This is a genomic window from Streptomyces monomycini, from assembly GCF_022271435.1.
Classification (GTDB): Bacteria; Actinomycetota; Actinomycetes; order Streptomycetales; family Streptomycetaceae; genus Streptomyces; species Streptomyces monomycini.
Genome location: NZ_JAFIQY010000006.1, coordinates 279,812 through 301,890 on the forward strand (window position 1 = coordinate 279,812; position 22,079 = coordinate 301,890).

Here is a 22,079-nt window from a genome sequence, read left to right on the forward strand (position 1 = left end):
TTGCTGGAGCGGTTGATTCCGGCCATTCCGTGGGAGGCGGATTGCTCCGTTCGGAGCCTCGCGGACGATGGAGGCGAAACGTTTTAGTTGGTTTTACAGACGTCCGTGCAACTATCAGACCATGTGTCCAGGTTTGCTGGATTGGTTGCGTAAGACGGTCCGAGGGCGGTGGCGCCCTGCCCGGCGTACGTACGGGCGGGCAGGGCGCTGTGTCCCCTGGCGGCGTCGCGCGCCGTCACGCACGGTGCGGGTGACGTTGTCGCTGGTCATGGCGCTGACGGCGGCGGCCGGTACGGAGACTGCCGTCAGCGGGACGGCCCGGGACGGGTCCCCGGCCGTCGCCAGGTTCCCGGCCGCCGCCAGAGCCCCGGCGGGACCGAGCGCCGTCGCCCCCTCGGCGTCACTGCCCGCCCCCCGCCGCACCTCCCCGGCGCGTGCCCACGGTGCCGACCGGCTGGCCGACGCGAGCCTGGAGGTGCTCCGGCTCGGCAGGGCCGCGCACCGGACCGGCCGGTCGTACGCGAAGACCCTGAGCGAGGTGAGAGCCGGCCGGGCCCGCGCTTCGCGGCTGCACGCGGCGCTGCTGCGGGAGCGCCGCAGGGCCGTCGACCTGCGCCGGGCCGCCGGACGGATCGCCGGCGCGCAGTACCGCGTCAACAACCGGTTGCCGTTCGCGCTGAGTGCCCGGACAGGGCACGGCTCCCAGGCGCGTCACGGCCAACCGGCACGTCTCGGCCCGGAGGCGGTACTGGACGCCTACCGGGAGGCCGAGCACCGGCAACGCCTGCTGGCGTCCCGTACGCGCGAGGCGCTGCGTCTGAGCCGGGCCCTGGAGTCGGACAGCGCGGCCGTGCTGGCCCGCTCCGCCGCACTGGACGCGCACCGCTCCCGTCTCGACGCCGAACGCCGGCGCATCAGCCGCCGCCTGGGCGTCGTCCGCGTGCAGCTTCAGGAACTGTCCCGTAAGGCGTCGCACGAGGGGCGTTGCGGGCTGCCCGGCTCGGTGTCCGCGGCGGCGAGGCGCTCAGAACCCCCGGCGCCGCCGGTGACGGCGCCGGGCGTCAGGTGGACGCGGCCGGTGGAGCACTACGTCCTGTCCGCGGGGTTCGGCGGTGCGGGCCGCCGCTGGGCGCACGGCCACACGGGCCAGGACTTCGCGGTGCCGGTCGGCACGCCCGTACGGTCCGTGGGTTGGGGCCGTGTCGCCGGTCTGACCTGCGGCGACGGCTTCGGGATCAGCATGGTGGTGCAGCACGGCGCCGGTGCGTTCTCGCAGTACGCGCACCTGTCGGCCGCGTTGGCCCGCCCCGGGCAGCGGGTGCGGCCGGGGCAGCAGATCGCGCTGTCCGGTACGACCGGCAACTCCACCGGGCCACATCTGCACTTCGAGGTTCGCCGCACGCCGAGCATGGGCTCGGGGGTCGATCCGGTGCCGTGGCTGGCGAAGCGGGGGGTGTGGTTGCGGTGAGGGGGTGTGTGACGAGCCGGGGCTGATCGTGAGGAAAGGCGTGGTGGAGAGGGGTGGTGGCGAGGGGCGGTCAGCGGTGCTCAAGGATGCGTTCGATCACGGCCGCCACACCGTCCTCGTTGTTGCCGGCCGTGTGCAGGTCTGTCGCGGCCAGTACGGCGGGATGGGCGTTCGCCATGGCGTACGCGGTGCCGGCCCAGGCCAGCATCTCGATGTCGTTGGGCATGTCCCCGAAGGCGACGACCTGGTCGGGGGTGATGCCGCGTTCCGCGCAGCAGCGGGCCAGGGTGCCGGCCTTGCTGACGCCCAGGCCGCTGATCTCCAGGAGCGCGGTGGGGCTGGACCGGGTGAAGGAGGCGTACGCACCCGCCTGCGCGCGAGCGAGGTCCAGGAAGGCGTCCGGGTCCAGGTCGGGGTGGTGCGCGAGGAGTTTGAGCACGGGCTGGTCGGGGCTCAGCGGAGAATGGCGCTCTTCCGGGCTCACTTCGGCCAGAAGCTTCTCCGCGGGCGCGATGACGGCGGCCGGGTCGAGGTGGAAGGGCGGGTACGCGGGCTCGTAGTTGATGCCGCCGGTCCGCTCGACCGCGAACGTCGTCCCGGGAGCGGCAGCGCGCAGCGCGTGCACGACGGAGAGCGCTTCCGGCCGCTCAAGGGGGCTGATTCCGACGAGGCGGCGGCCGTGGTGAAGATCGACGACGGCCGCGCCGTTCGCACAGATCGCCAGCCCGTGCCCGTGCACATGGTCACTGACCACGTCCATCCAGCGGGCCGGCCGGCCGGTCACGAAGAAGACTTCGATGCCTGCCCGCTCGGCGGCGGCCAGCGCGGCGATCGTCCGGCCGGAGACCGTCTTGTCGTCGCGCAGCAACGTGCCGTCGAGGTCGGTGGCGATCAGCCGGATCGTTTTCCCGTCGGGCCCGGGCGCCAGGGGAGGCTCTGCGGAGGCATCGGTCACGCAGTCCATCTTCGCGCATATGCGCGCACAGGCGTGCGGCGGGTCGCGCGCATGAGCTTGACGGAGGCGGGACGCGTGTCGGGAGTACGGGGGCGTACGCCGGGGGTGCCGGGCGGCCGTAAGGAAACGGGTACCGGCCCGTAAGGGGACGAGCGCAGGGTCGTACCGGAGCGGGTGCCGCGCGTACCCGTCCAAGGGCGGAGCCGGACCTGCACAGGTGCGGGCGGGGAGGCGTACGGACGCAGTGGCAGGCGTACGGCTGACAGCGTGCGCGCCGGTACGGCATGCGCACCCCGCGTACACGGCGGGTGTCTCCCGCGCGCAGATGCTCACCGCGGCTCGCGGGCCCGGTGCCGCGCCGCCGTACGCTCGTACCCATGCGACTGAGCACCGTGATCCTTCCCGTCCGCCGCTGGTCCGAGGGTGGCCGGGAGGTGTGGCAGCGCGCCGAGGAGCTGGGCTTCCACACCGCGTACACCTATGACCACCTCTCCTGGCGGAGTTTCCGTGACGGACCGTGGTTCGGCGCGGTGCCGACGCTGACCGCGGCCGCCGCCGCGACGTCCCGGATGCGGCTGGGCACGCTCGTCACGTCCCCGAACTTCCGGCACCCGGTGACCCTCGCCAAGGAACTGATCTCCCTGGACGACATCAGCGACGGGCGGATCACCCTGGGCATCGGCGCGGGCGGCTCCGGTTTCGACGCCACGGCCCTCGGCCAGGAGCCGTGGACGCCCCGGGAACGGGCCGATCACTTCGGCGAATTCGTACCGCTGCTGGACCGGCTGCTGACGCAGGACGTGGTCTCGTACGAGGGCGTGCACTACCGCGCCCACGAGGTGCGCAACATCCCCGGCTGTGTACAGCGGCCCCGGTTGCCGTTCGCGATCGCGGCCACCGGGCCGCGCGGCATGCGGTTGGCCGCCCGGCACGGCCAGGCGTGGGTGACCACCGGCGACCCGAAGACCTCCGCGAACGGCACCGCGGCCGAGTCCCTGGAGGCGGTACGCGGCCAGGTCGAACGCCTTGGCAAGGCCTGCGCCGAGGCAGGCCGGGACGCCGGCGAGCTGACGAAGGCCATGCTCACCGGCTTCACGCCGGACCGCCCGCTCGATTCCGTGGACGCCTTCGTGGACTTCGCGGGTGCACACGCCGAGGCGGGCATCGACGAGATCGTGCTGCACTGGCCGATCGCCGATTCGATCTTCGCAGCGGACCTCTCGGTGTTCGAGCGGATCGCCGGCGAGGGGCTTGCGCAGCTGGGGTCGTAGCCAGGCCGGGGCCGTAGGCAGGTGGGCCGGGCGTTCCGGGCCACCGGGGCCGACGCGCAGCCGCTGTCTCGCGGGCGGGCGAATCCATGGCCTGCGCTTTACGCCGTAACGAGCGGACAAGAGGGAGAATCGGGTCAGAGGCGCCTGAACGGTTCCTCGGGTGGACTCTGCGGACTCTGCGGTTTGGAGGACTGAGAGGCATGGCACGAACCCGATTCGCCCCCGACCGCGGACTGACGTCACGCATGGTCACGACCATGTTCTTCATCGGCCTGCTGTACGTGGTCGTGGTGGGCGCGCTGGTGGTGCTCCTCAAGGGCGCGTGGGTCGTGGTGCTGCTCATCTCGGGCGCCCTGTTCGTCGCGCAGTTCTGGTTCAGCGACCGGATCGCCGCCTTCAGCATGGGGGCGCGTGAGGTCACTCCGGAGCAGGCACCGGAACTCCACGGCGCAGTCGACCGGCTGTGCGCCCTCGCCGACATGCCCAAGCCGCGCGTGGCCGTCGCGGAATCCGACGTACCGAACGCCTTCGCGACCGGCCGCAACCAGAAGAACGCGATGGTGTGCGCGACGACCGGCCTGCTGCGGCGGCTGGAGCCGGAGGAGCTGGAAGGCGTCCTGGCACACGAGCTGTCGCACGTCGCGCACCGCGATGTCGCGGTCATGACGATCGCCTCGTTCCTGGGCGTACTGGCCGGGATCATCACGCGCGCGGCCCTGTGGAGCGGCGTCGGCCGCAACAACCGGGACAACAACGCGGCGATCGCCGTCCTGGTCGTCACGCTGGTCAGCGCCGTGGTCTACGCCGTCAGCTTCCTCCTCACCCGCCTGCTGTCGCGCTACCGGGAGCTGTCCGCCGACCGGGCCGCGGCGATCCTGACCGGGCGCCCGTCGGCGCTGGCCGCCGCGCTCACCAAGGTCACCGGCCAGATGGCGCAGATCCCGACGCGGGACCTGCGCAAGGCCGAACCGTTCAACGCGTTCTTCTTCGCGCCGGCGTTCTCGAAGGAGAGCTTCGGGCGGTTGCTCTCCTCGCACCCGACGCTGGAGCAGCGGCTGGAGCAGCTGGGGCGGATCTCGGCGCAGCTGGGGCGGCCGTAGGAGCGGGAGCGGGGGGTGGGCTGCTCTCCGGGCGGCCTTCGGAGACGGATCAAGGAGAGGCACCGTATGGGATTCCTGGACGCCATCCTCGGACGCAGCAAGCCGGTGCGCCCGGACCTCGACCGGCTGTTCGCGCTGCCTTCCGCGGCCGTCACCCTCCAGGCCGCGGCCGGATTCCGGCCCACCGGTCTGGGATCGGTGTGCTTCGCGAGCGTCGAGGGCGGCGCGTTCCGCGGCATCCAGGAGGAGGTGCGCGATCTGCTGGGCAGCCCGGCCGAGTTCAGCCAGGACGAGTACGGCTACTCATGGATGCTCACGCGGCACGAAGCGGGGGACAGTGCGGGGCTGGTGAACGATCTGCACACGGTCAACAGTTCCCTGGAGAGTGCCGGGTTCGGCCCGCAACTGCTGTGTTCGCTCATGGGTTTCCGGGACGACCGGGGCAGGCCGCTCGCGCTCGTCTACCTCTACAAACGCGGCACGTTCTACCCCTTTGCGCCGCGGACAGGGCCGGGTGGTGCCGCCGAGAAGCGCGACAACGCCCTTGAGCTGGAAGTCCGGGGCGCGCTCGCCGACGACTTGGAGACCGAGCCGGACCTGAGCCGGTGGTTCCCGGTCTGGGGCGCGCCGGGGCTGTGATGAGCTAGGAGCCTCGGCGGGCAGGCGGGCAGGCGGGCAGGCGGGCAGGCGGGCAGGCGGGCAGGCGGGCAGGCGGGCAGGCGGGGCTACTGTTCTTGCTTCTGGACCTGCGCCTCTTCCTGGGCCTGTTCCTGATCCTGCGCCAGATCCCGCTTCTGAACCCGATCCTGGGCCTGGGCCTGGCCCTGGGCCTGCTCCAGCTCCATGGCGTGGTGCTGCTCCGGGCCCTGCTCCCCGGCCGCTTCCCTGCTCCGGCGGGCCTGGTCCGAAGTGATCTCGGAGGCCGCCCAGTTGGCCCATTCCTCCATCATGGCAGTCTGCCGCAGGCCGAATTCCAGGGCGATGCGCCCGTAGACCGCGATCATTTCCCCCTCCCAGTTGCCGGCGTCGGCCAAGGCCCGGTAGCCGGCGTGCGCGCGGGCGGACCGTTCGGCCTGTTGCAGAAGGTACGTACGGGCTTCCAGCGGCGTCAGGACACCGAGGAAGAAGACGCGCAGCAGGCCGTCGTGACGCTGCGGTCCGACGGGCTCCACCTCCGTGAGCCAGTGGTGCAGTTCGGCCCGGCCCGCCTTGGTGATGGCGTACTCCTTGCGGCCGCGAGGGCCGTGGGAGGCCACCTCGATCAGATCGGCCGAGGTGAGTTTGTTCAGCTCTCCGTAGACCTGGCTCTGGGTGGCCGGCCACACGTGGGCGAGCGACAGGTCGAACGTCTTCATCAAGTCGTAGCCGCTGGCGGGTGATTCGGCCAGCAAGCCCAGAACGGCGTGGCGGAGGCTCATGTCCATCACTTTACCTTCCAGTCTTGACACGTCAAAGGAGGACCTTCTAGCTTTGACATGTCTGAGTTGGAATGTCGCTGGATGGCCGGGGACGGCCGGGGGAGTCGAGAGTCATGACCTTCTTGCGGGGGTTCTTTCCGTGGATCGCCTACGGAGCAGTGGCCTGGGCGTCGTGGCAGTGGGCCGCGTTGCTGGCCTTGGTGATCGGTGCCGTGGTGCTCTACGCGGACCGAGCCGAGGGGCTGGCGCCGTCGTTCCGGGTGCTGGAGTACGGCAGCCTGGTGTTCTTCGCCGGCATCACGGTCCTGGCCTTCTTCCGTCCGGACAGCGGTTTGCGGATCTACGACGGGGCCCTGTCCTCGGGCTGGCTGGCGCTGGTCACCTGGGGGTCGATGGCCGCCCGCCGGCCCTTCACACTCGCGATAGCCCGCCGCAAGGCGCCGCCCGAGGTGTGGCGTACCCGGCTGTTCCTGCGGATCAATTACGTGCTCACCGCGGCCTGGGCGGCGTCCTTCACGTTCGCCGCGGCCGGGCAGGTGCTGGTCACGGGCCTCGGGCTGGGGCTGTCCGCGATGATCTCCATCCATGTCAGCGCCTTCGTCATCCCGTTGCGTTTCACCGCGAGCTATCCGGAGCGTGCGCGAGCGCGCTTCCTGGAGCAGGCCGGCGGCCATCCCTACGTACAGGAGGCACAACCCGTATGACGACGACCAACGCCCTCGGATCCGCCGCCCCGGTGTCCGGCTCCGGCCGCGCCCCGGCCCCGCACCTGGCGGGGAACTTCGCCCCGGTGACCAAGGAGCTCACCGCGTACGAGCTGCCGGTCACCGGCGCGATACCGCCCGAGCTGGTGGGCTGGTACCTGCGCAACGGCCCCAACCCGCGGGACGCCGCGTCGGCGCACTGGTTCTTCGGTGACGGCATGGTCCACGGTGTCCGCCTGGAAGGCGGCAAGGCCGTCTCGTACCGCAATCGCTGGGTGCGCACCTCGACGCTCACCGACGGCGCCCAGGTCCGGGGGCGGGACGGGCGTCCCGACCTGACCGCCGGTGTCGCCAACACCCACGTCGTCCACCACGCGGGCCGCACCCTCGCCCTGGTCGAGTCGTCCTTCCCGTACGAGCTCGACTGCAGCCCGGGCCACGAACTGGAGACCGTCGGCCCGTACGACTTCGACGGCCGGCTGACCACCGCCATGACCGCTCACCCCAAGACCTGCCCGACCACGGGAGAGCTGCACTTCTTCGGATACGGGGCTCCGGAGCCGCCGTATCTGACCTACCACCGTGCGGACGCCTCCGGCGCGCTGGAGCTGAGCCGCCCCGTCGAGGTGGCGGCGTCCACGATGATGCACGACTTCCACCTGACGGCCGGGCACGTCGTCTTCATGGACCTCCCGCTCGTCTACGACCGCGGAACTCCCGGCATGCCGTACGTGTGGGATCCGGCGTACGGTGCCCGGCTCGGTGTGCTGCGCCGTGACGATCCGCACGGTGACGTCCGCTGGTTCGCCATCGACCCCTGCTACGTCTTCCACTCCCTGAACGCGTACGACGACGGCTCGGGGCGCATCGTCCTCTACGTCTGCCGGTACCCGGCACTGGAGCTGAAGTCGCTGCCCACGCTGTGGCGATGGACCATCGACCTCGCGTCGGGCAAGGTCGTCGAGGAGCAGGTGGACGACCAGTCGGGCGAGTTCCCGCGTATGGACGACCGGCTGGCGGGGCTGGACGCCAGGTTCGGGCACATCACGCGGAGCGGCGGCCCCGGCGCCGGTCCGACGCCGAGCGCGTTGATCCGCTACGACCTGCACACCGGCACCAGCACCCGGTACGACTTCGATTCCGGCCGTACACCCGCCGAGGCGGCCTTCGCCCCGGCGGACGACCGGCCGGGCGGCCCCGGGTGGTTGCTCACCTACGTCTATGACGCGGCCCGCGACTCCAGCGATCTGGGGATCCTCGACGCGGAGGACATAGCCAAGGGGCCGGTGGCCACGGTCCACCTGCCCCAGCGAGTGCCCTACGGGTTCCACGGGAACTGGATCCCGGACCCGGCGCAGTAGGGGACGTGGCGGACCGCGCCCGGCCCCCGAGTGGCTGCGCCTGAATGGCGGCCGGGGACGCGGCGGTGTCGGATGAGGGCGTTCACACCGGTCGGCGCGGCTGGGACGGATGCGGGTGCCGCCTTCCGACGAGGCCCGACTGCCGCGTCCGGGCGATGTCCACGACGACGGCCTGGCCGGGACCGGCCGCTTCCGCCCGGCTCCAGACGAGGAAAGAAGCCCATGCGTGTACGTACCGCCACCACCCTCGGCGCACTGACGCTGGCCGTCTCGGCCCCGCTGCTCATCACCGCCCCGGCCATGGCCGACAGCCACGACGGCTGGATCGGCCGGACGGGCCCCGTGGACGACCTCGGCCGGCCCGGACACGTCGGTCGGGCCGGAGGCCACGACGGCCGGGGCGCCGGCGCCGTGACCATCGGCAAGTACACCTATGCACCGTCCGTCGCATCGCACAACTGGGGAGGGAACAACTGGAACAGCAAGGTCGTCTTTGGTGACATGAAACTCGACTGAACCGGTCTGGAGCCGGGCCGAGTTCCGGGGTCGGGGGTTGGGGACGGGATCGGGTCCGGGGGTGGGGTCGGATCCGAGGCCCGGGCTCAGGGCCGGGACCGGGGCCAGGGCCGGGACCGGGACCGGGGCCAGGCCCGGGGCCAGGGCTGGGGCCGGGAGCGGAGCCAGGGTTGGGGTTGGGTCCGGAGGCGGGACTGGACCCTGGCCGGGAACGGATCCGGGGCGGGGCCGTACAAGGGCTCGGCGGTCAGTGGGGCGGGGGGCGGCGGGCTGCCAACTCGTCCATGGTGCGGGCGTGGACCTCGCGTCGGGTGGCCGCGGTGACAAAGGCTGCCACGTTCTCCTGGCCGACCAGATCGCATACGGCGTGGAAGGCCTCGGCGGGGAGCGCGATCATGATCGCGTCGGTGTCGGCCTGGGCACCGGTGTGGGCGTCGGTGTCGGCCTGGGCATCGGTGTGGGCGTCGGTGTCGGCCTGGGCACCGGTGTGGGCGTCGGTGTCGGCGTGGGGGTTGGCGTTGGCCTGGGCATCGGCGGGGGAATGGGGTGTGACTGCGGCAGCGGGGGAGGGAGCGGGGGCGGGCGTCGGGCCTTCCGCCGCACTCGGCTCCTGGCTCGCCCGGTCCGGCCCTACACCCGAGCCCGCCGCGTCCCGCATCGCCGTGTCCCGCACCAACGCGTCCCGCACCACCGCGTCCTGAACTACCGCGCCCGGTGCCTCCGTTCCCGGTGCCTCCGTTCCCGGTCCCTGCGTGTCCTGTGCCGGTCCTTGCGTATCCCGTGCCGGCCCTTGCGTGTCCCGCGCCGGTCCCTGCGTGTCCCGCACCGCCCACGCATCGCCCTGTTCGCTGATGGCGTCGACGTTGGCGTTGGCGTTGGCGTTGACGTTGACGGGGCTGATGTCGCTGACATTGCCGATGTCACCCAGGTGGTGATGGATGTAGCGGGTGGCCATGGTGCGCATGGCGCGGGCCAGTTCGGCGTCGACGGTTTGTTGGGCGAGGGGGCGGAGGCGGCGTACGAGGCCGGCGGCCTCGGTGGCTTCGGCGTCGGTGGGCTGGTGGTCGAGGTAGGGGTGGAAGACGTACTCGGTGGTGAAGTCGAGGAAGCGGGCCGCTATGTGCTCGACCTGGCCGCGGAGTTCGCGCAGGTGGCCGGAGATGGCGGTGAGGGGGACGCCGGCGGAGTGCAGCTCGGCGGCGACGGCCAGTTCCTGGGGGCTGGGGACGCGGAAGGCGTCGTCGGTGCCGGGGAGGCGTTCCAGGACGCCCAGTTCGACGGCGTCCGCCAGGGCCGCCGCGTCCGGCGTGCCGCCGAACGCGGCGTCCAGTTCCTCGCGCGTGATGCGGGCCGCTTCCTCGTCGCTCCACGGGCCGTCTATCTCGGCGACCAGGCCGAGTACTCCGCCGAGGCCGCGGCCGGTGTCCCAGGCCTCCAGGAGTTCCTTGATGCTGGCGAGGGTGTAGCCGCGGTCGAGCAGGTCGGCGGTGCGGCGCAGGCGTTCCAGGTGCTCGTCGCCGTAGACGTTGGCCCGGCCGCGGCGCTCCGGCTTGGGCAGCAGGCCGCGGTCCTGGTAGGCGCGGATCGTGCGGACCGAGGTGCCGCTGATGTGGGCCAGGTCCTCGATGCGGTACTCGGCCGGCGGCGACTGGTCGGTCAATGCGGTGCTCCTTACGAGATGGCCGCGCGGCCCACCGCGCCCGCCGCGGCGCGGGCGGCCGGGGAGGACGCCAGGTATGCGACGGCCTTGCGCAGCGACCCTTCCTGCGAGGGATGGTACGACCGCTTCAGGTAGCGCGGTACGGCGGCGCCCAGCTCGCGCCAGGTCGGCAGGAGCTGGGCGCGTACGGCCCGGTTGTGTGCGCGCAGGGAGTACCGCAGGCGGCCGGCCAGCTGCGGGTCGTGGCGTAGGAGGTAGGCGGCGCCCCAGACCCACAGGTAGAGGAGGACGGGTGCGGTGACGGCCATGCCCAGGACGCGGCGGGCGTACCGGGGCAGGCCCTCGCCGCCGGTGTGTTCGTACATGTCGAAGGCCACGGCGCGGTGCTCGACCTCCTCCGCGCCGTGCCAGCGCAGCAGGTCGAGCATGACCGGGTCGGGGCCGGCCCGGTCCAGCCCCTCGGCGTGCAGCACCCAGTTGCCGAGGACGGCGGTGAACTGCTCGATGGCGGCTATGAGGGAGAGCCGGAAGCGCAGCCACTCCTGGGTGGGTATCGGGGCGGCGAAGGGGGGCCGTTCGCCGAGGAGGTGTTCGAAGAGGAAGTCGACGTGCCGCGTATAGGGGGCGGTGTCCAGGCCTTGGTGGGCGAGGTGTTCCAGGACGTAGGCGTGCTGGACGCTGTGGGTGGCCTCCTGGCCCATGAAGCCTTTGACGTCCTTGAGGAGCGCGGGGTCGCGGACCAGTGGCAGGGCTTCCTTGAAGACCTTGACGAACCAGCGCTCTCCCGCGGGCAGCAGCAGGTGCAGCACGTTGATGACATGGGTGGCGGTGGGCTCGTCCGGTATCCAGTGCAGCGGGGTCTCGCGCCAGTCGAACGAGACCCGGCGGGGGGCGATCGTGTAGTGCTCCTCCGGTTCGGTGGGGTTCGTGCTCACGCTGTACTCCTGACGTAAGACGTGAGGGGGAAGAGGGCGGGAGGGGGAGGACGGCTCACACGGGCGGGTCGAGGCGGGCCAGCGCGCGCAGTGCGCGTGGGGCGAAGCGGGACAGCAGGTGGGCGCCGCGCGCCTCGGGCGTGACGGGGACCACCGCTTCGTTGCGGACGACCGCGCGCAGGATCGCGTCGGCGACCTTCTCCGGCGGGTAGTTCCGCAGCCCGTACGCGCGGGCCACCTTGGTCTGGCGGCGTTTCTCCTCGTCCGCCGAGAGGCCCGTGAAGCGGGCCGTCGTGGTGATGTTCGTGTTCACTATGCCGGGGCAGACGGCCGTGACGCCGATGCCCTGGCCTGCCAGTTCGGCGCGCAGGCTCTCGCTGAGCATGAGCACCGCCGCCTTCGACGCGCCGTAGGCGGACAGGATCTTGGACGGCTGGAAGGCCGCTGCCGAGGCGGTGTTGACGATGTGGCCGCCCTGGCCGCGCTCGGCCATCTGCCGGCCGAAGAGGCGGCAGCCGTGGATGACGCCCCAGAGGTTGACGTCCAGGACCTTCTTCCAGTCCTCGGTGGTCGTGCTGAGGAAGGAGCCGGACAGGCCGATCCCGGCGTTGTTGACCAGGACGTCGACGGTGCCGTACTCGGCGGCGACCTTGCCGGCCAGTTTCTCCATGGCGGCCTCGTCCGAGACGTCCACCGTATCGGCCCAGGCCTGCGGGGCGCCCACCAGCCGCGCCAGGTCGGCCGTACGGGCCGCCCCCTCGGCGTCCCGGTCGACGGCGACGACGCGCGCGCCCGCCTCGGCGAAGGCGAACGCGGTGGCCCGCCCGATGCCGCTGGCGGCGCCGGTGACGAGCACCAGCTGGCCGCCGAACCGGTCGGCGTGCGGGCCGGTGGCGACGGTCTTCCTGGCCGGGTCGCCCTCCTCCTTGGACGTCACGAATGCGCTGATCCAGGCGACAAGTTGATCAGGCCGGGTGCGCGGTACCCAGTGCTTGGCCGGGAGGGTGCGCCGCACCAGCTGCGGCACCCAGTGGTCGAGGTCGTCGTAGAGCCGCTGGGACAGGAAGGCGTCGCCGGTGGGCGTGATGAGCTGCACCGGGCAGTGGGCGTAGGCGTCGGCGCGCGGGCGGCGCAGCCGGGCGCGGACGTTGTCGCGGTAGAGCCATGCGCCGTGCGCGGCGTCCGTGGGCAGGGACGCCGTCGGGTAGTCGCCCGCGGGCACCTTCTCCACCCGCTGGAGGATCTTCGGCCAGCGCTTGCCGAGCGGACCCTTCCAGGCCAGCTCGGGCAGGACGGGGGTGTGCAGCATGTAGACGTACCAGGATTTGGCGCCCTGGCCGAGCAGTTGTGCGGCGCGGCGCGGGGTGGGGCGGGAGGCGCGCTTCTTGATCCAGTGCCCGAAGTGGTCCAGCGACGGACCGGACATCGAGGTGAAGGAGGCGATCCGGCCTTCTGTGTGCCGGGCCGTCGCGAACTCCCAGGCCTGCACCGAGCCCCAGTCGTGGCCGACCACGTGGACCGGCCGGTCCGGGCTCACCGCGTCCACGACGGCGAGGAAGTCGTCGGTCAGCTTCTCCAGCGTGAAGCCGCCGCGCAGCGGTTTGGGCGCGGTGGACCGGCCGCAGCCCCGGACGTCGTACAGCACCACATGGAAACGGTCGGCCAGACCGCGGGCCACCTCCGACCACACTTCCTTGCTGTCCGGGTAGCCGTGCACCAGCACGACCGTGGGGCGCGCGCTGTCGCCCAGTTCGGCGACGCACAGCTCCACCCCGCCCGTGCGGACCCAGCGCTCCCGGGCTCCGTCCAGCCCGGCCCCAGCACCAGCCACGACGGCCCCACCTCCGTCTCCCGCGCCGGCCCCGTCTCCCACGCCGGCTTCCGCTCCCGCTCCGGTCCCTGCCGTCCTGCTCATGCGGCCTTCTCCTCCTGCCAGCGCCGCACGTGCGGCAGATCGTCGTCCAGCCAAAAGGCGCTCTCCTGCGGGTCGGCGGAGTCCGTCACGACGAGGATCTCCTCGAACTTCGCGCCCGTGCCCCGGAATCCGAGGTGTGGTTCGACCGCCCACAGCCCCGGCTGCGGCGGGTGGTCGGAGAACTTGTACGGGCTCCACAGCGGTGACCAGCCGTCCCGGTGACCGTGCAGCGCGTCGGAGGCCAGGCCCTTGAGCGCCTGTGTGCCGAACCCGAAGACCGTGGGCGACCAGCGGCGCTCCTTCACCCGGTCGATCTTGTGGGCGATCACGCCGAAGGGATAGGCGCGATGCCGGTTCGCGTGGCCCTGGCGGATCATGAGCCGCTCGACGTCCTCGTAGATCTCGCGCAGCGGACGGCGTTCGCGCACCTCGCGCAGGATCAGGTCGCGGTGCGCTTCGAGATCGGCCAGCAGCCGGTCGTGCACCGGGTTCAGCCCGAGGCAGCCGGAGTAGCCGATGTCGGCCGTGCAGCCCTGGTGGACCGGCGCCATGTCGAGGATGAAGGCCATCCCGGGCTCCAGGCGCCGGTTGGTGGGGAAGAACTGCAGCGGTATACGGAAGTTCGTGAAGGCCGTACGGTCGCCGAACCAGGCGAAGGGGAGGTGGAACCAGTCCCGTACGCCCCGCTCGTGCAGCCACTCGCGCTGCATCCGGGCCGCTTCCCGCTCCGTCACCCCCGGCCTGAGCTGGGCGGCGACCGCCTCGGCGCAGTCGTACGCCAGGCGCTGCACTTCTCTGAACCCCCGCAGGTCCGCCGGGAGTTCACGCGCCCCGCCGCCCCTCCGGGCCGCTGCGGCCCCTGTCGCTGAGGTCATCGCCAACCGTCCGTCCCGTATGCCGTTCATCGCGGTACGTGCCCGTAACTTGACACTGATGAATGTGACAATGCTCGGCGGCGGCGTCAAGGGGTCGGCACGGGCCTGTGGAAAACTCGTCGGAGCGGTCGGAGCGGTCGGAGCGGTCGGAGCGGTCGGAGCGGTCGGAGCGGTCGGAGCGGCCGGAGCGGCCGGAGCGGCCCAGCGCCCGCAGCCCACGAGCCGGCGCGTCGCCCGCCCGCCGCCGCCCCACCTTCCCCCGGCTGCTCCCCGGCCGCTCCCCCGCCCCACCGCCCCCGACACCCATGGGCCGAAAGCCGGACCTCCCCTACGGGCCCCTCCACCTGTGGTCGGACGCCGATCCAGCCGCCAGGTCTGACGACCGGTGTAGTGAGCACCACTACCGTCGTTGACGTGACTGTGATCGTGACCGAAAGCCTGAGCAAGCGGTACCCGAGGGTGACCGCGCTGGACCGGCTCACCGTTGACATCGGCCCGGGCGTGACCGGCCTGGTGGGTGCGAACGGCGCCGGCAAGTCCACCCTGATCAAGCTGCTGCTGGGCCTCGCCCCGGCCAGTGAGGGGTCTGCGACCGTCCTCGGCCTCGACGTGGCCAGGGAGGGCGGCGCCATCCGGGAGCGCGTCGGCTACATGCCGGAGCACGACTGTCTGCCGCCCGACGTCTCGGCCACCGAGTTCGTCGTCCACATGGCGCGCATGTCGGGCCTGCCGCCGACCGCGGCCCGTGAGCGCACCGCCGACACGCTGCGGCACGTCGGCCTCTACGAGGAGCGCTACCGCCCCATCGGCGGCTATTCGACGGGTATGAAGCAGCGCGTCAAGCTGGCCCAGGCGCTGGTCCACGACCCGCAGCTGGTCTTCCTGGACGAGCCGACCAACGGCCTGGACCCGGTCGGCCGCGACGAGATGCTCGGCCTGATCCGCCGCGTGCACACCGAATTCGGCATATCGGTCCTGGTCACCTCCCACCTCCTCGGCGAGCTGGAGCGCACCTGCGACCACGTCGTCGTCATCGACGGCGGCAAGCTGCTGCGTTCCTCCTCGACCGACGACTTCACCCAGCTCACCGCCTCCCTCGCGGTCGAGGTCACGGACACCGACGAGCACCCGGACGGCACGGCCTCGCTGCGCGCGGCTCTGGCCCGTACCGGTGTCGCGGTGACCACCGCGGCACCCGGCTCGGAGAGCGGCGCGTCCACCGCCCACGTGCTGTACGTGGAGGCCACCGGCGAAGAAACGTACGACCTGGTGCGCGACACCGTCGCCGGCCTGGGCCTCGGCCTGGTCCGGATGGAACAGCGCAGGCACCGCATCTCCGAGGTCTTCCAGAGCGACGACACGGCGACCGCGGACGCCCCGGAGGCCCCGGGCCGGCAACCGGCCGCGCCCCGCCCCACCGCCCCCGCGACGACCGCTTCCGCGACGACCGCCCACCGAGCCATCAAGGACGGAGGCGCCCCCGATGCCGCCTGAGACCAGGAACCCCGCCACCGCCGGAGCGGCGCAGGACGTCATCCACGACATCGGCTACCGCCATTTCGACGGTCCCCGCCTGGGCCGCGGCTACGCCCGCCGCTCGCTGTTCTCGCAGAGCCTGCGCGGCGCCTACGGGCTCGGCCGCTCGACGAAGTCCAAAGTCCTGCCGATGCTGCTGTTCGCCGTCATGTGCCTGCCGGCGGGCATCATGGTGGCGGTCGCGGTGTTCACCAAGATGAACGACCTGCCGGTGGCGTACACCCGGTACGCGATCTTCCTCCAGGCCGTCATCGGCCTCTACCTGGCCGCCCAGGCGCCCCAGTCCGTCTCCCGTGACCTGCGCTTCAAGACCGTGCCGCTGTACTTCTCGCGCCCGATCGAGCGGGTCGACTACGTGGTGGCGAAGTTCGCGGCGATGGCCGGCGCGCTGTTCATCCTGACCGCCGCGCCGCTGCTGATCCTCTACATCGGCGCGCTGCTGGCCAAGATGGACTTCGTCGACCAGACCAAGGGGATGGCCCAGGGCCTGGTCTCGGTGGCGCTGCTCTCCCTCCTCTTCGCCGGCGTCGGCCTGCTGATCTCCGCACTGACCCCGCGCCGCGGCTTCGGCGTGGCAGCCGTCATCGCCGCGCTGACGATCCCCTACGCCGCGGTGAGCGCCGTCCAGGGCATCGCCGCCGTACAGGGCCAGGAAGGGGTCGTGGGCTGGCTCGCCCTGTTCTCGCCCGTCACCCTGATCGACAGCGTGCAGGCGACGTTCCTCGGGGGCACCGCGTCGTTCCCCGACGAGGTCCAGCCGTCCACCGCCGCCGGGCTGGTGGCCCTCCTGGTCACGCTGGTCGCCGTCGCGGGCTCGTACGCCCTGCTGATGCGCCGCTACCGGAAGGCCGGCCTGTGACCGCCCGCCCCGCGCCCCCGAAGGCGCACCCGACGACGCCCGCCATCAGCTCCCGGAGGAACGGGCCGCGCCCATGACGACCATCCAGATCGACCACGTCTCCCGCTGGTTCGGCAACGTCGTTGCCGTCAACGACATCACGATGACCATCGGACCCGGTGTCACCGGCCTCCTCGGCCCCAACGGCGCGGGCAAGTCCACCCTGATCAACATGATGGGCGGCTTCCTCGCCCCGTCCGGCGGGACCGTCACCCTCGACGGCCGTGCCATCTGGCGCAACGAACGCATATACCGCGACATCGGTATCGTGCCCGAGCGCGAGGCGATGTACGACTTCCTCACCGGCCGCGAGTTCGTCGTCGCCAACGCCGAACTGCACGGCCTGGGACGGGACGCGGCGCGGCGCGCGCTGGCCACCGTCGAGATGGAGTACGCGCAGGACCGCAAGATCTCCACGTACAGCAAGGGCATGCGCCAGCGCGTGAAGATGGCGTCGGCGCTGGTCCACGACCCTTCCGTGCTGCTGCTGGACGAACCGTTCAACGGCATGGACCCGCGCCAGCGGATGCAGCTCATGGAGCTGCTGCGGCGGATGGGCGACGAGGGCCGTACGGTGCTGTTCTCCTCCCACATCCTCGAAGAGGTCGAGCAACTGGCCTCGCACATCGAGGTGGTGGTGGCGGGGCGGCACGCCGCGTCCGGTGACTTCCGCAAGATCCGCCGCCTGATGACGGACCGGCCGCACCGCTACCTCATCCGCTCCGACGACGACCGCGCGCTGGCCGCCGCCCTGATCGCCGACCCCTCCACGGCCGGTATCGAGGTGGACCTCCAGGAGGGCGCGTTGCGCGTCCAGGCCGTCGACTTCCCCCGCTTCACCGCCTTGCTGCCGCGCGTCGCCCGCGACCACGGCATCCGCCTCCTGACGGTCTCGCCCTCCGACGAGTCCCTGGAATCGGTCTTCTCCTACCTCGTCGCGGCCTGAAAGGAGCCTGAAAGCGATGTCAGCGACCTCATCGGTCCGGCCGGACCCGTCCCCGGCGCCCGCCGCGGGCCCCTCGACGACCCTGGCGTTCTTCCACCCCACCGTCGCCCGGCTCACCTACCGGGCCCTCCTCGGGCGGCGCCGCGCGCTGATCCTCTTCGCGCTGCCCGCCCTCCTGATCGTCATCTCCGTCGCCGTACGGGCACTCGCCGGTGCCGACGACTCCACCGCCAACGGTGTCCTGGGCACCTTCGCGCTCGCCACGATGGTGCCGCTGATCGGCGTCATCGCCGGTACGGGCGCGATCGGCCCCGAGATCGACGACGGCTCGGTCGTCTACCTGCTGGCCAAGCCGCTGCGCCGGTCCTCGATCATCTTCACCAAGCTGGTGGTGGCGATCGGTGTGACGGCCGCCTTCTCCGCGATCCCGGTGCTGATCGCCGGCTTCGTCCTCAACGGCAACAGCCAGCAGATCGCCGTCGCGTACGCCGTCGCCGCGGCCGTGGCCTCCGTCGCGTACAGCGCCCTGTTCCTGTTCTTCGGCACGATCAGCCGGCACGCGGTCGTCTTCGGCCTGGTCTACGCCCTGGTGTGGGAGACCCTGTTCGGCAATCTGGTCCCGGGCGCGCGGACGCTGAGCGTCCAGCAGTGGGCCCTCGCGGTGGGCCAGAAGATCGGTGCGGAGGGCGCGATCACGTCCGAGGTGGGACTGCCGCTGGCGGTGATCCTCCTGGTGGCCGTGACCGGCCTGGCGACCTGGTACGCGGCACGGAAGCTGCGCTCGCTGACGTTGGCGGGGGAGGAGTAAGGGGGAGACGTACAGGGAGGCCCGGCCGCTGCCGTCTTACGGCGCGGCCGGGCTCCCTGCATTCACGCACACGCGAGCGCGCGTCAAAGGCGGCTCACACCGCGCAGAACTCGTTCCCCTCCGGGTCCCGCATGAGCCACCAGTGCCCCTCGATCCCCTGGTCGACTTCACGGATACGGGACGCCCCCAGCTTCTCCAGCCGGGCCACCAGCGCGTCGAGCCCGCCGGGCTCGCTGTGGACGTCGATGTGCAGGCGGTTCTTGCCCGTCTTGCCCTCGGGCACGTCCTGGAAGAGCACTCGCCGACCGCGGCCGACACCGCTGGCTGCGTCGAACGGGTCCTCCGGGTGGCGGATCGCGGCGTAACCCCGGAAGGTCTTACGGCCCCGGTGCTCGGCGACCGCCTCGTCGCCTATGTGTCCGGCGGCCAGCAACTGCTCGACGAGCACGCTCGGGTCCTCGACCTCGTATTCCAGAGCAGCGGCCCAGAAGTCCGCGAGGGCGGGGGCGTTACTGCTGTCGATGACCAACTTCCACGTCAGTGCCATGGGGGTAGTTATACCTACCGCGACTGACAACGGGTCGGTATCGGGGGCGGGGCGGGGTCGGCCGAGGGTGCCATCGCAGTGGCCGCGCGCCGAAACTCCGTGGCCTCTGGCCAGTTGGTTCAGTCGGTGACGAAGTAGCCTCGACCGCTCACCACGTACACGAGCCCTTCAGCGCGAAGGCTGGCCACGGCGCGGGTAGCCGTCGACTGGGAGACGTCGAACTCGGCGGCGAGCGCCACCGTGCCGGGCAGACGTTGTCCGGCGCGGTAGGTGCCGTCCTGAATGCGCCGCCGGATCTCCGCTGCGACTTGTGGCCAATGCGGTAGGGCTCTGTCGATCTCCACCTAGTCAGCGTGCGACGGATTCACTCAGTTTGCTATCGAGGTACCGACATAGTCCATGAGCGGCTTTCGACGTATGCCGGGAATGTCGGACGGACACACCGGGTTCTGCCGACCGGGAGGAGTCGTTGCCGCCATGAGCGATGAGATCGAGAACGGCTTGGTCGAGTCGGCGGCCGTTGTCCTGGCACTCGTGCGCACGATGTTGGACGGTCCCCAGCTCACCGCCGAGAAGGGCTGGTTCATGTTGCGCCGGACAGCTGAATGCCTGATGGACGCGCTGAACGTCGCTGAGCTACGGGGCGAGCGGTTGGCCGCAGCAGATGAATAGTGGCCTCAGTCAGGTAGCCCCGATGCCGTGACACCGCAGAACGCGACAAGCGCTGCCGGAGACCACAGGATCTCCGGCAGCGCTCGCGAGGGGGAAGAGGGACGGGTCCCGTTACGCCTGCGCCCCGATCCGCCGATCCCGCCCTGCGCCCAGGCCCAGCAGGACCAAGCCCGCGCAGACGACCAGCAGCAGCACGATCGGCACCGTCCAGCCGTGTGTCACCTGGTGCACGGCGCCGAGTACGAGCGGGCCGGCGGCGGCGAGGAGGTAGCCCCAGGTCTGGGCCATGCCGGAGAGGCGGGCGGCGGTGTGGGCGTCTCCGGAGCGCAGCACCATCATCGTCAGGGCCAGGCCGAGCGCGCCGCCCTGGCCGATGCCCAGGAGTACGGCCCAGACCCAGGCACCCGCCACCGGGGCCACCAGGAGGCCGACGATGCCGCAGGCCATCAGGGCGGTGACGGCGACGGCCAGCAGCCGCTGCCGCCGCATCCGGCCGGCGAGCATCGGCACCACGAAGGAGCCGGCCATCTGCACCAGGGTGCTGAAGGCGAAGACCAGTCCGGCCGTGGCCTTGCTCATGCCGTGGTCGGTGAAGATCGTCGGCATCCAGGCGATCATCACGTACGCGATCAGGGACTGCGAGCCCATGAAGAGCGTGACCTGCCAGGCCAGCGGGGAACGGCTCAGGTTCGGGCCGTCCTCGGTGGCGTGCGCCGGTGTCGCGGCGGCCTGGCCGTGACGCGTACCGCGGCGGGCGATCACCGCCTGCGGGACCCAGACGAGGGCGGCGACCGCGGCCAGCAGCGCCCACGAGGCCAGCGAGCCCTGCCAGCCGCCCAGCGCGTTCTCCAGCGGTACGGCGGAGGCGGCCGAGACGGTCGCGCCCAGGATCATCGCCGTGGAGTAGAGGGCGGTCATGCCCGCGGCCTGCTCCGGGAAGTCGCGCTTGATCAGGCCGGGCATCAGGACGTTCAGCAGCGCGATGGACGTACCGACCACCGCGCAGCCCACGAACAGCGCGACGACCGGCGGGGCGATCCGCAGCAGAATGCCGCCGCACAGCAGCACCAGCGCGCCGCACAGCACCGTCTCGGTGCCCCAGCGGCGGGCCAGGCGCGGCGCGGCGATCGAGCCGAGGCCCATGAAGACGAGCGGGATGGTCGTCACGAGGCTGCTCGCGGTCGCGGCCAGGTGGAAGTGGTCGCCGATCTCGCTCACCAGCGGCGAGACGCCGGCCAGCGCGGCGCGCATGTTCAGTGAGGCGAGCACGATGCCGACCAGGACCAGGACCGGGTGCGCGCGCAGCCGGCGGCGGGCCGCGGCGACCGGCGGGGCCGGGGCGAGGTCCTCCTCGGCGTCGATCAGTGGTGCTTCGGGCCGGGTCCCTGACATGGGTGGGTGACGCTCCTTGAGTGAGGGGGTGGGGGGAAGGAGGGGAGGGGTGGGGGCGGATGGCTCAGAGCCTTTGCCAGGAGAGAGGGGAAACGTTTCTGCAAGGTGGTGGGCGTACGTACGTGACGTACGGGGTCCGCAGCTCCGTACGTCGGGGCGGGGCAGGGCGAAGCCCGCCGTATTCCGGTTCCGGCGGAACCGGGCCCGCTCACCGCTCCGCGAGGAGTTTCTCCACCGCCCGTTTCGGGGGCTCCAGCAGCGCGCGGGCGGCTTTCTCGGCGGCCTCCGGGTCGCCGGAGGCGATCGCGTCCAGGACGGCGCGGTGGTCGCCGTGCACGATTCGCGGCATCAGCTCGTCGCCGAGCGAGGAGACCAGCGCCTCGCGTACGGAGCTGCTGAACCAGGCGTACGTGGCGGTGAGCGCGGTGTTGTGCGCGGCCTCCACGACGGCCCGGTGGAAGGCGACGTCGTGATCGGCGTACAGCTCCAGGTCGCCGCCGAACGGCTGCCCGCTGTCCGCCTCCAGTGCGGCCTGCGCGTCCAGCGCGGCCCGCATCCGCTCCAGGTCGTCCGGCCGGTGCCGCTGCGCCGCCAGCCGGGCGGCCTCCGCCTCCAGGGCGATCCGCAGCTCCAGCACGTCCCGGACGCCGGCCCGCTGGACACCGCGCATGATGTCGCCCGGGTCGGCCTGGGAGACGACGAAGGTGCCCTCGCCCTGCCGGGAGCGCAGCATGCCGGCGTGCACGAGGACGCGTACGGCCTCGCGGACGGTGTTGCGGCCGACCTGGAGCTGCTCGGCCAGCGCGTGTTCGGTGGGGATGCGCTCGCCGACCGGCCAGGTGCCGGCGGCCAGCTGGGCGCGCAGGGCGTCGACGACGGTGTCCACTAGGGACTGCCGTCCCGCTGCCTGCAATGCCATGCGCGTCTCCTTGTTTGATCGCGGGCCGACCCTGGCCGGTCGGGTACGGGCACAGGCGGTCGCCCGGTTGCCCGGTCATCCTACAACTGTTGAGTGCAGTATGCACGGAGTCTCGCTCCGTGCATACCGTGCGCGCCTACCGCGCCGTGCTCACCGTGCAGTGCTCACGGCGCCGTGCTCACC

The 22,079-nt window shown here is 71.7% G+C and carries 21 protein-coding genes and 1 pseudogene; 12 read left to right on the top strand and 10 right to left on the bottom strand.

Annotation, left to right across the window (positions count from 1 at the left end; translation table 11 throughout):
- The first annotated feature begins 250 nt into the window (after nt 1-250).
- Nucleotides 251-1,468 carry a M23 family metallopeptidase gene (locus JXZ78_RS10830; RefSeq protein ID WP_157851700.1) on the top strand — a complete coding sequence of 406 codons (1,218 nt, stop codon included), beginning with the start codon at nt 251-253 and terminating at the stop codon, nt 1,466-1,468.
- A gap of 70 nt (nt 1,469-1,538) precedes the next feature.
- Here the strand turns inward: JXZ78_RS10830 and JXZ78_RS10835 are convergent, their stop codons facing one another.
- Nucleotides 1,539-2,432 (bottom strand): Cof-type HAD-IIB family hydrolase, encoded by an 894-nt coding sequence (locus JXZ78_RS10835; protein WP_030022903.1) that lies wholly within the window; start codon nt 2,430-2,432, stop codon nt 1,539-1,541.
- 368 nt (nt 2,433-2,800) lie between these two features.
- Here JXZ78_RS10835 and JXZ78_RS10840 point away from each other — a divergent pair, with 368 nt between their 5' ends.
- The 3 genes from JXZ78_RS10840 to pspAB all read left to right on the top strand — a co-directional run bounded on the left by JXZ78_RS10840 (nt 2,801) and on the right by pspAB (nt 5,433).
- Nucleotides 2,801-3,694 (top strand): LLM class flavin-dependent oxidoreductase, encoded by an 894-nt coding sequence (locus JXZ78_RS10840; RefSeq protein ID WP_030022902.1) that lies wholly within the window; start codon nt 2,801-2,803, stop codon nt 3,692-3,694.
- Nucleotides 3,695-3,894: 200 nt separating this feature from the next.
- Nucleotides 3,895-4,794, top strand: a complete 900-nt coding sequence (gene htpX, locus JXZ78_RS10845) for a zinc metalloprotease HtpX (RefSeq protein ID WP_030022901.1) — start codon at nt 3,895-3,897, stop codon at nt 4,792-4,794.
- 66 nt (nt 4,795-4,860) lie between these two features.
- Nucleotides 4,861-5,433: a PspA-associated protein PspAB gene (gene pspAB, locus JXZ78_RS10850; protein ID WP_030022900.1), complete on the top strand. Its 573-nt coding sequence runs from the start codon at nt 4,861-4,863 to the stop codon at nt 5,431-5,433.
- Nucleotides 5,434-5,519: 86 nt separating this feature from the next.
- Here pspAB and JXZ78_RS10855 read toward each other — a convergent pair whose 3' ends face one another.
- Nucleotides 5,520-6,212: a PadR family transcriptional regulator gene (locus JXZ78_RS10855; protein WP_078624550.1), complete on the bottom strand. Its 693-nt coding sequence runs from the start codon at nt 6,210-6,212 to the stop codon at nt 5,520-5,522.
- Between the two features lie 113 nt (nt 6,213-6,325).
- Between JXZ78_RS10855 and JXZ78_RS10860 the strand changes: the two genes are divergently transcribed.
- From JXZ78_RS10860 to JXZ78_RS10870, 3 genes are all read left to right on the top strand, one after another.
- Nucleotides 6,326-6,916, top strand: coding sequence for a hypothetical protein (locus JXZ78_RS10860; protein WP_050502831.1), 591 nt, complete (start codon nt 6,326-6,328; stop codon nt 6,914-6,916).
- Nucleotides 6,913-8,277: a carotenoid oxygenase family protein gene (locus tag JXZ78_RS10865; RefSeq protein ID WP_030022897.1), complete on the top strand. Its 1,365-nt coding sequence runs from the start codon at nt 6,913-6,915 to the stop codon at nt 8,275-8,277. The genes JXZ78_RS10860 and JXZ78_RS10865 overlap by 4 nt, the downstream gene beginning before the upstream one ends.
- 222 nt (nt 8,278-8,499) lie before the next feature.
- On the top strand, nt 8,500-8,793 hold the full coding sequence (locus JXZ78_RS10870) for a hypothetical protein (protein WP_030022896.1): 294 nt from the start codon (nt 8,500-8,502) through the stop codon (nt 8,791-8,793).
- A 922-nt stretch (nt 8,794-9,715) separates the two neighbouring features.
- Here JXZ78_RS10870 and JXZ78_RS10880 read toward each other — a convergent pair.
- From JXZ78_RS10880 to JXZ78_RS10895, 4 genes and pseudogenes are all read right to left on the bottom strand, one after another.
- A pseudogene (locus JXZ78_RS10880) lies at nt 9,716-10,453 on the bottom strand (MerR family transcriptional regulator); the annotation flags it as partial.
- A gap of 11 nt (nt 10,454-10,464) precedes the next feature.
- Nucleotides 10,465-11,388 carry a metal-dependent hydrolase gene (locus tag JXZ78_RS10885; RefSeq protein WP_030022894.1) on the bottom strand — a complete coding sequence of 308 codons (924 nt, stop codon included), beginning with the start codon at nt 11,386-11,388 and terminating at the stop codon, nt 10,465-10,467.
- A gap of 55 nt (nt 11,389-11,443) precedes the next feature.
- Complete coding sequence (locus tag JXZ78_RS10890; protein ID WP_372498410.1) at nt 11,444-13,303, bottom strand: SDR family oxidoreductase; 1,860 nt, start codon at nt 13,301-13,303, stop codon at nt 11,444-11,446.
- A complete protein-coding gene (locus JXZ78_RS10895) occupies nt 13,300-14,178 on the bottom strand; it encodes a M24 family metallopeptidase (protein WP_050502830.1) in 879 nt (292 codons plus the stop codon). Before JXZ78_RS10895 ends, JXZ78_RS10890 begins: the two co-directional genes overlap by 4 nt.
- A gap of 414 nt (nt 14,179-14,592) precedes the next feature.
- Here JXZ78_RS10895 and JXZ78_RS10900 point away from each other — a divergent pair, with 414 nt between their 5' ends.
- The 4 genes from JXZ78_RS10900 (at nt 14,593) to JXZ78_RS10915 (ending at nt 18,366) form a co-directional block, all read left to right on the top strand.
- Complete coding sequence (locus tag JXZ78_RS10900) at nt 14,593-15,672, top strand: ABC transporter ATP-binding protein (RefSeq protein ID WP_050502829.1); 1,080 nt, start codon at nt 14,593-14,595, stop codon at nt 15,670-15,672.
- A complete protein-coding gene (locus tag JXZ78_RS10905) occupies nt 15,662-16,573 on the top strand; it encodes an ABC transporter permease (RefSeq protein WP_030022890.1) in 912 nt (303 codons plus the stop codon). Before JXZ78_RS10900 ends, JXZ78_RS10905 begins: the two co-directional genes overlap by 11 nt.
- 73 nt (nt 16,574-16,646) lie before the next feature.
- A complete protein-coding gene (locus tag JXZ78_RS10910) occupies nt 16,647-17,558 on the top strand; it encodes an ABC transporter ATP-binding protein (RefSeq protein WP_030022888.1) in 912 nt (303 codons plus the stop codon).
- 16 nt (nt 17,559-17,574) lie between these two features.
- Nucleotides 17,575-18,366, top strand: a complete 792-nt coding sequence (locus JXZ78_RS10915) for an ABC transporter permease (RefSeq protein ID WP_238782815.1) — start codon at nt 17,575-17,577, stop codon at nt 18,364-18,366.
- Between the two features lie 94 nt (nt 18,367-18,460).
- On the opposite strand, the gene JXZ78_RS10920 is transcribed toward JXZ78_RS10915, so the two are convergent.
- Both JXZ78_RS10920 and JXZ78_RS10925 read right to left on the bottom strand, forming a co-directional pair.
- Nucleotides 18,461-18,913 (bottom strand): VOC family protein, encoded by a 453-nt coding sequence (locus JXZ78_RS10920; RefSeq protein ID WP_030022885.1) that lies wholly within the window; start codon nt 18,911-18,913, stop codon nt 18,461-18,463.
- Nucleotides 18,914-19,032: 119 nt separating this feature from the next.
- Nucleotides 19,033-19,257, bottom strand: a complete 225-nt coding sequence (locus tag JXZ78_RS10925) for a winged helix-turn-helix domain-containing protein (protein WP_030022883.1) — start codon at nt 19,255-19,257, stop codon at nt 19,033-19,035.
- Nucleotides 19,258-19,390: 133 nt separating this feature from the next.
- Between JXZ78_RS10925 and JXZ78_RS10930 the strand changes: the two genes are divergently transcribed.
- Complete coding sequence (locus JXZ78_RS10930; RefSeq protein ID WP_030022882.1) at nt 19,391-19,585, top strand: hypothetical protein; 195 nt, start codon at nt 19,391-19,393, stop codon at nt 19,583-19,585.
- Nucleotides 19,586-19,696: 111 nt separating this feature from the next.
- Here the strand turns inward: JXZ78_RS10930 and JXZ78_RS10935 are convergent, their stop codons facing one another.
- Both JXZ78_RS10935 and JXZ78_RS10940 read right to left on the bottom strand, forming a co-directional pair.
- Entirely contained in the window at nt 19,697-20,977 is a 1,281-nt protein-coding gene (locus JXZ78_RS10935; RefSeq protein WP_030022881.1) for a CynX/NimT family MFS transporter, read from the bottom strand.
- A 208-nt stretch (nt 20,978-21,185) separates the two neighbouring features.
- Nucleotides 21,186-21,896, bottom strand: coding sequence for a FadR/GntR family transcriptional regulator (locus JXZ78_RS10940; RefSeq protein WP_030022880.1), 711 nt, complete (start codon nt 21,894-21,896; stop codon nt 21,186-21,188).
- Nucleotides 21,897-22,079: the final 183 nt, after the last annotated feature.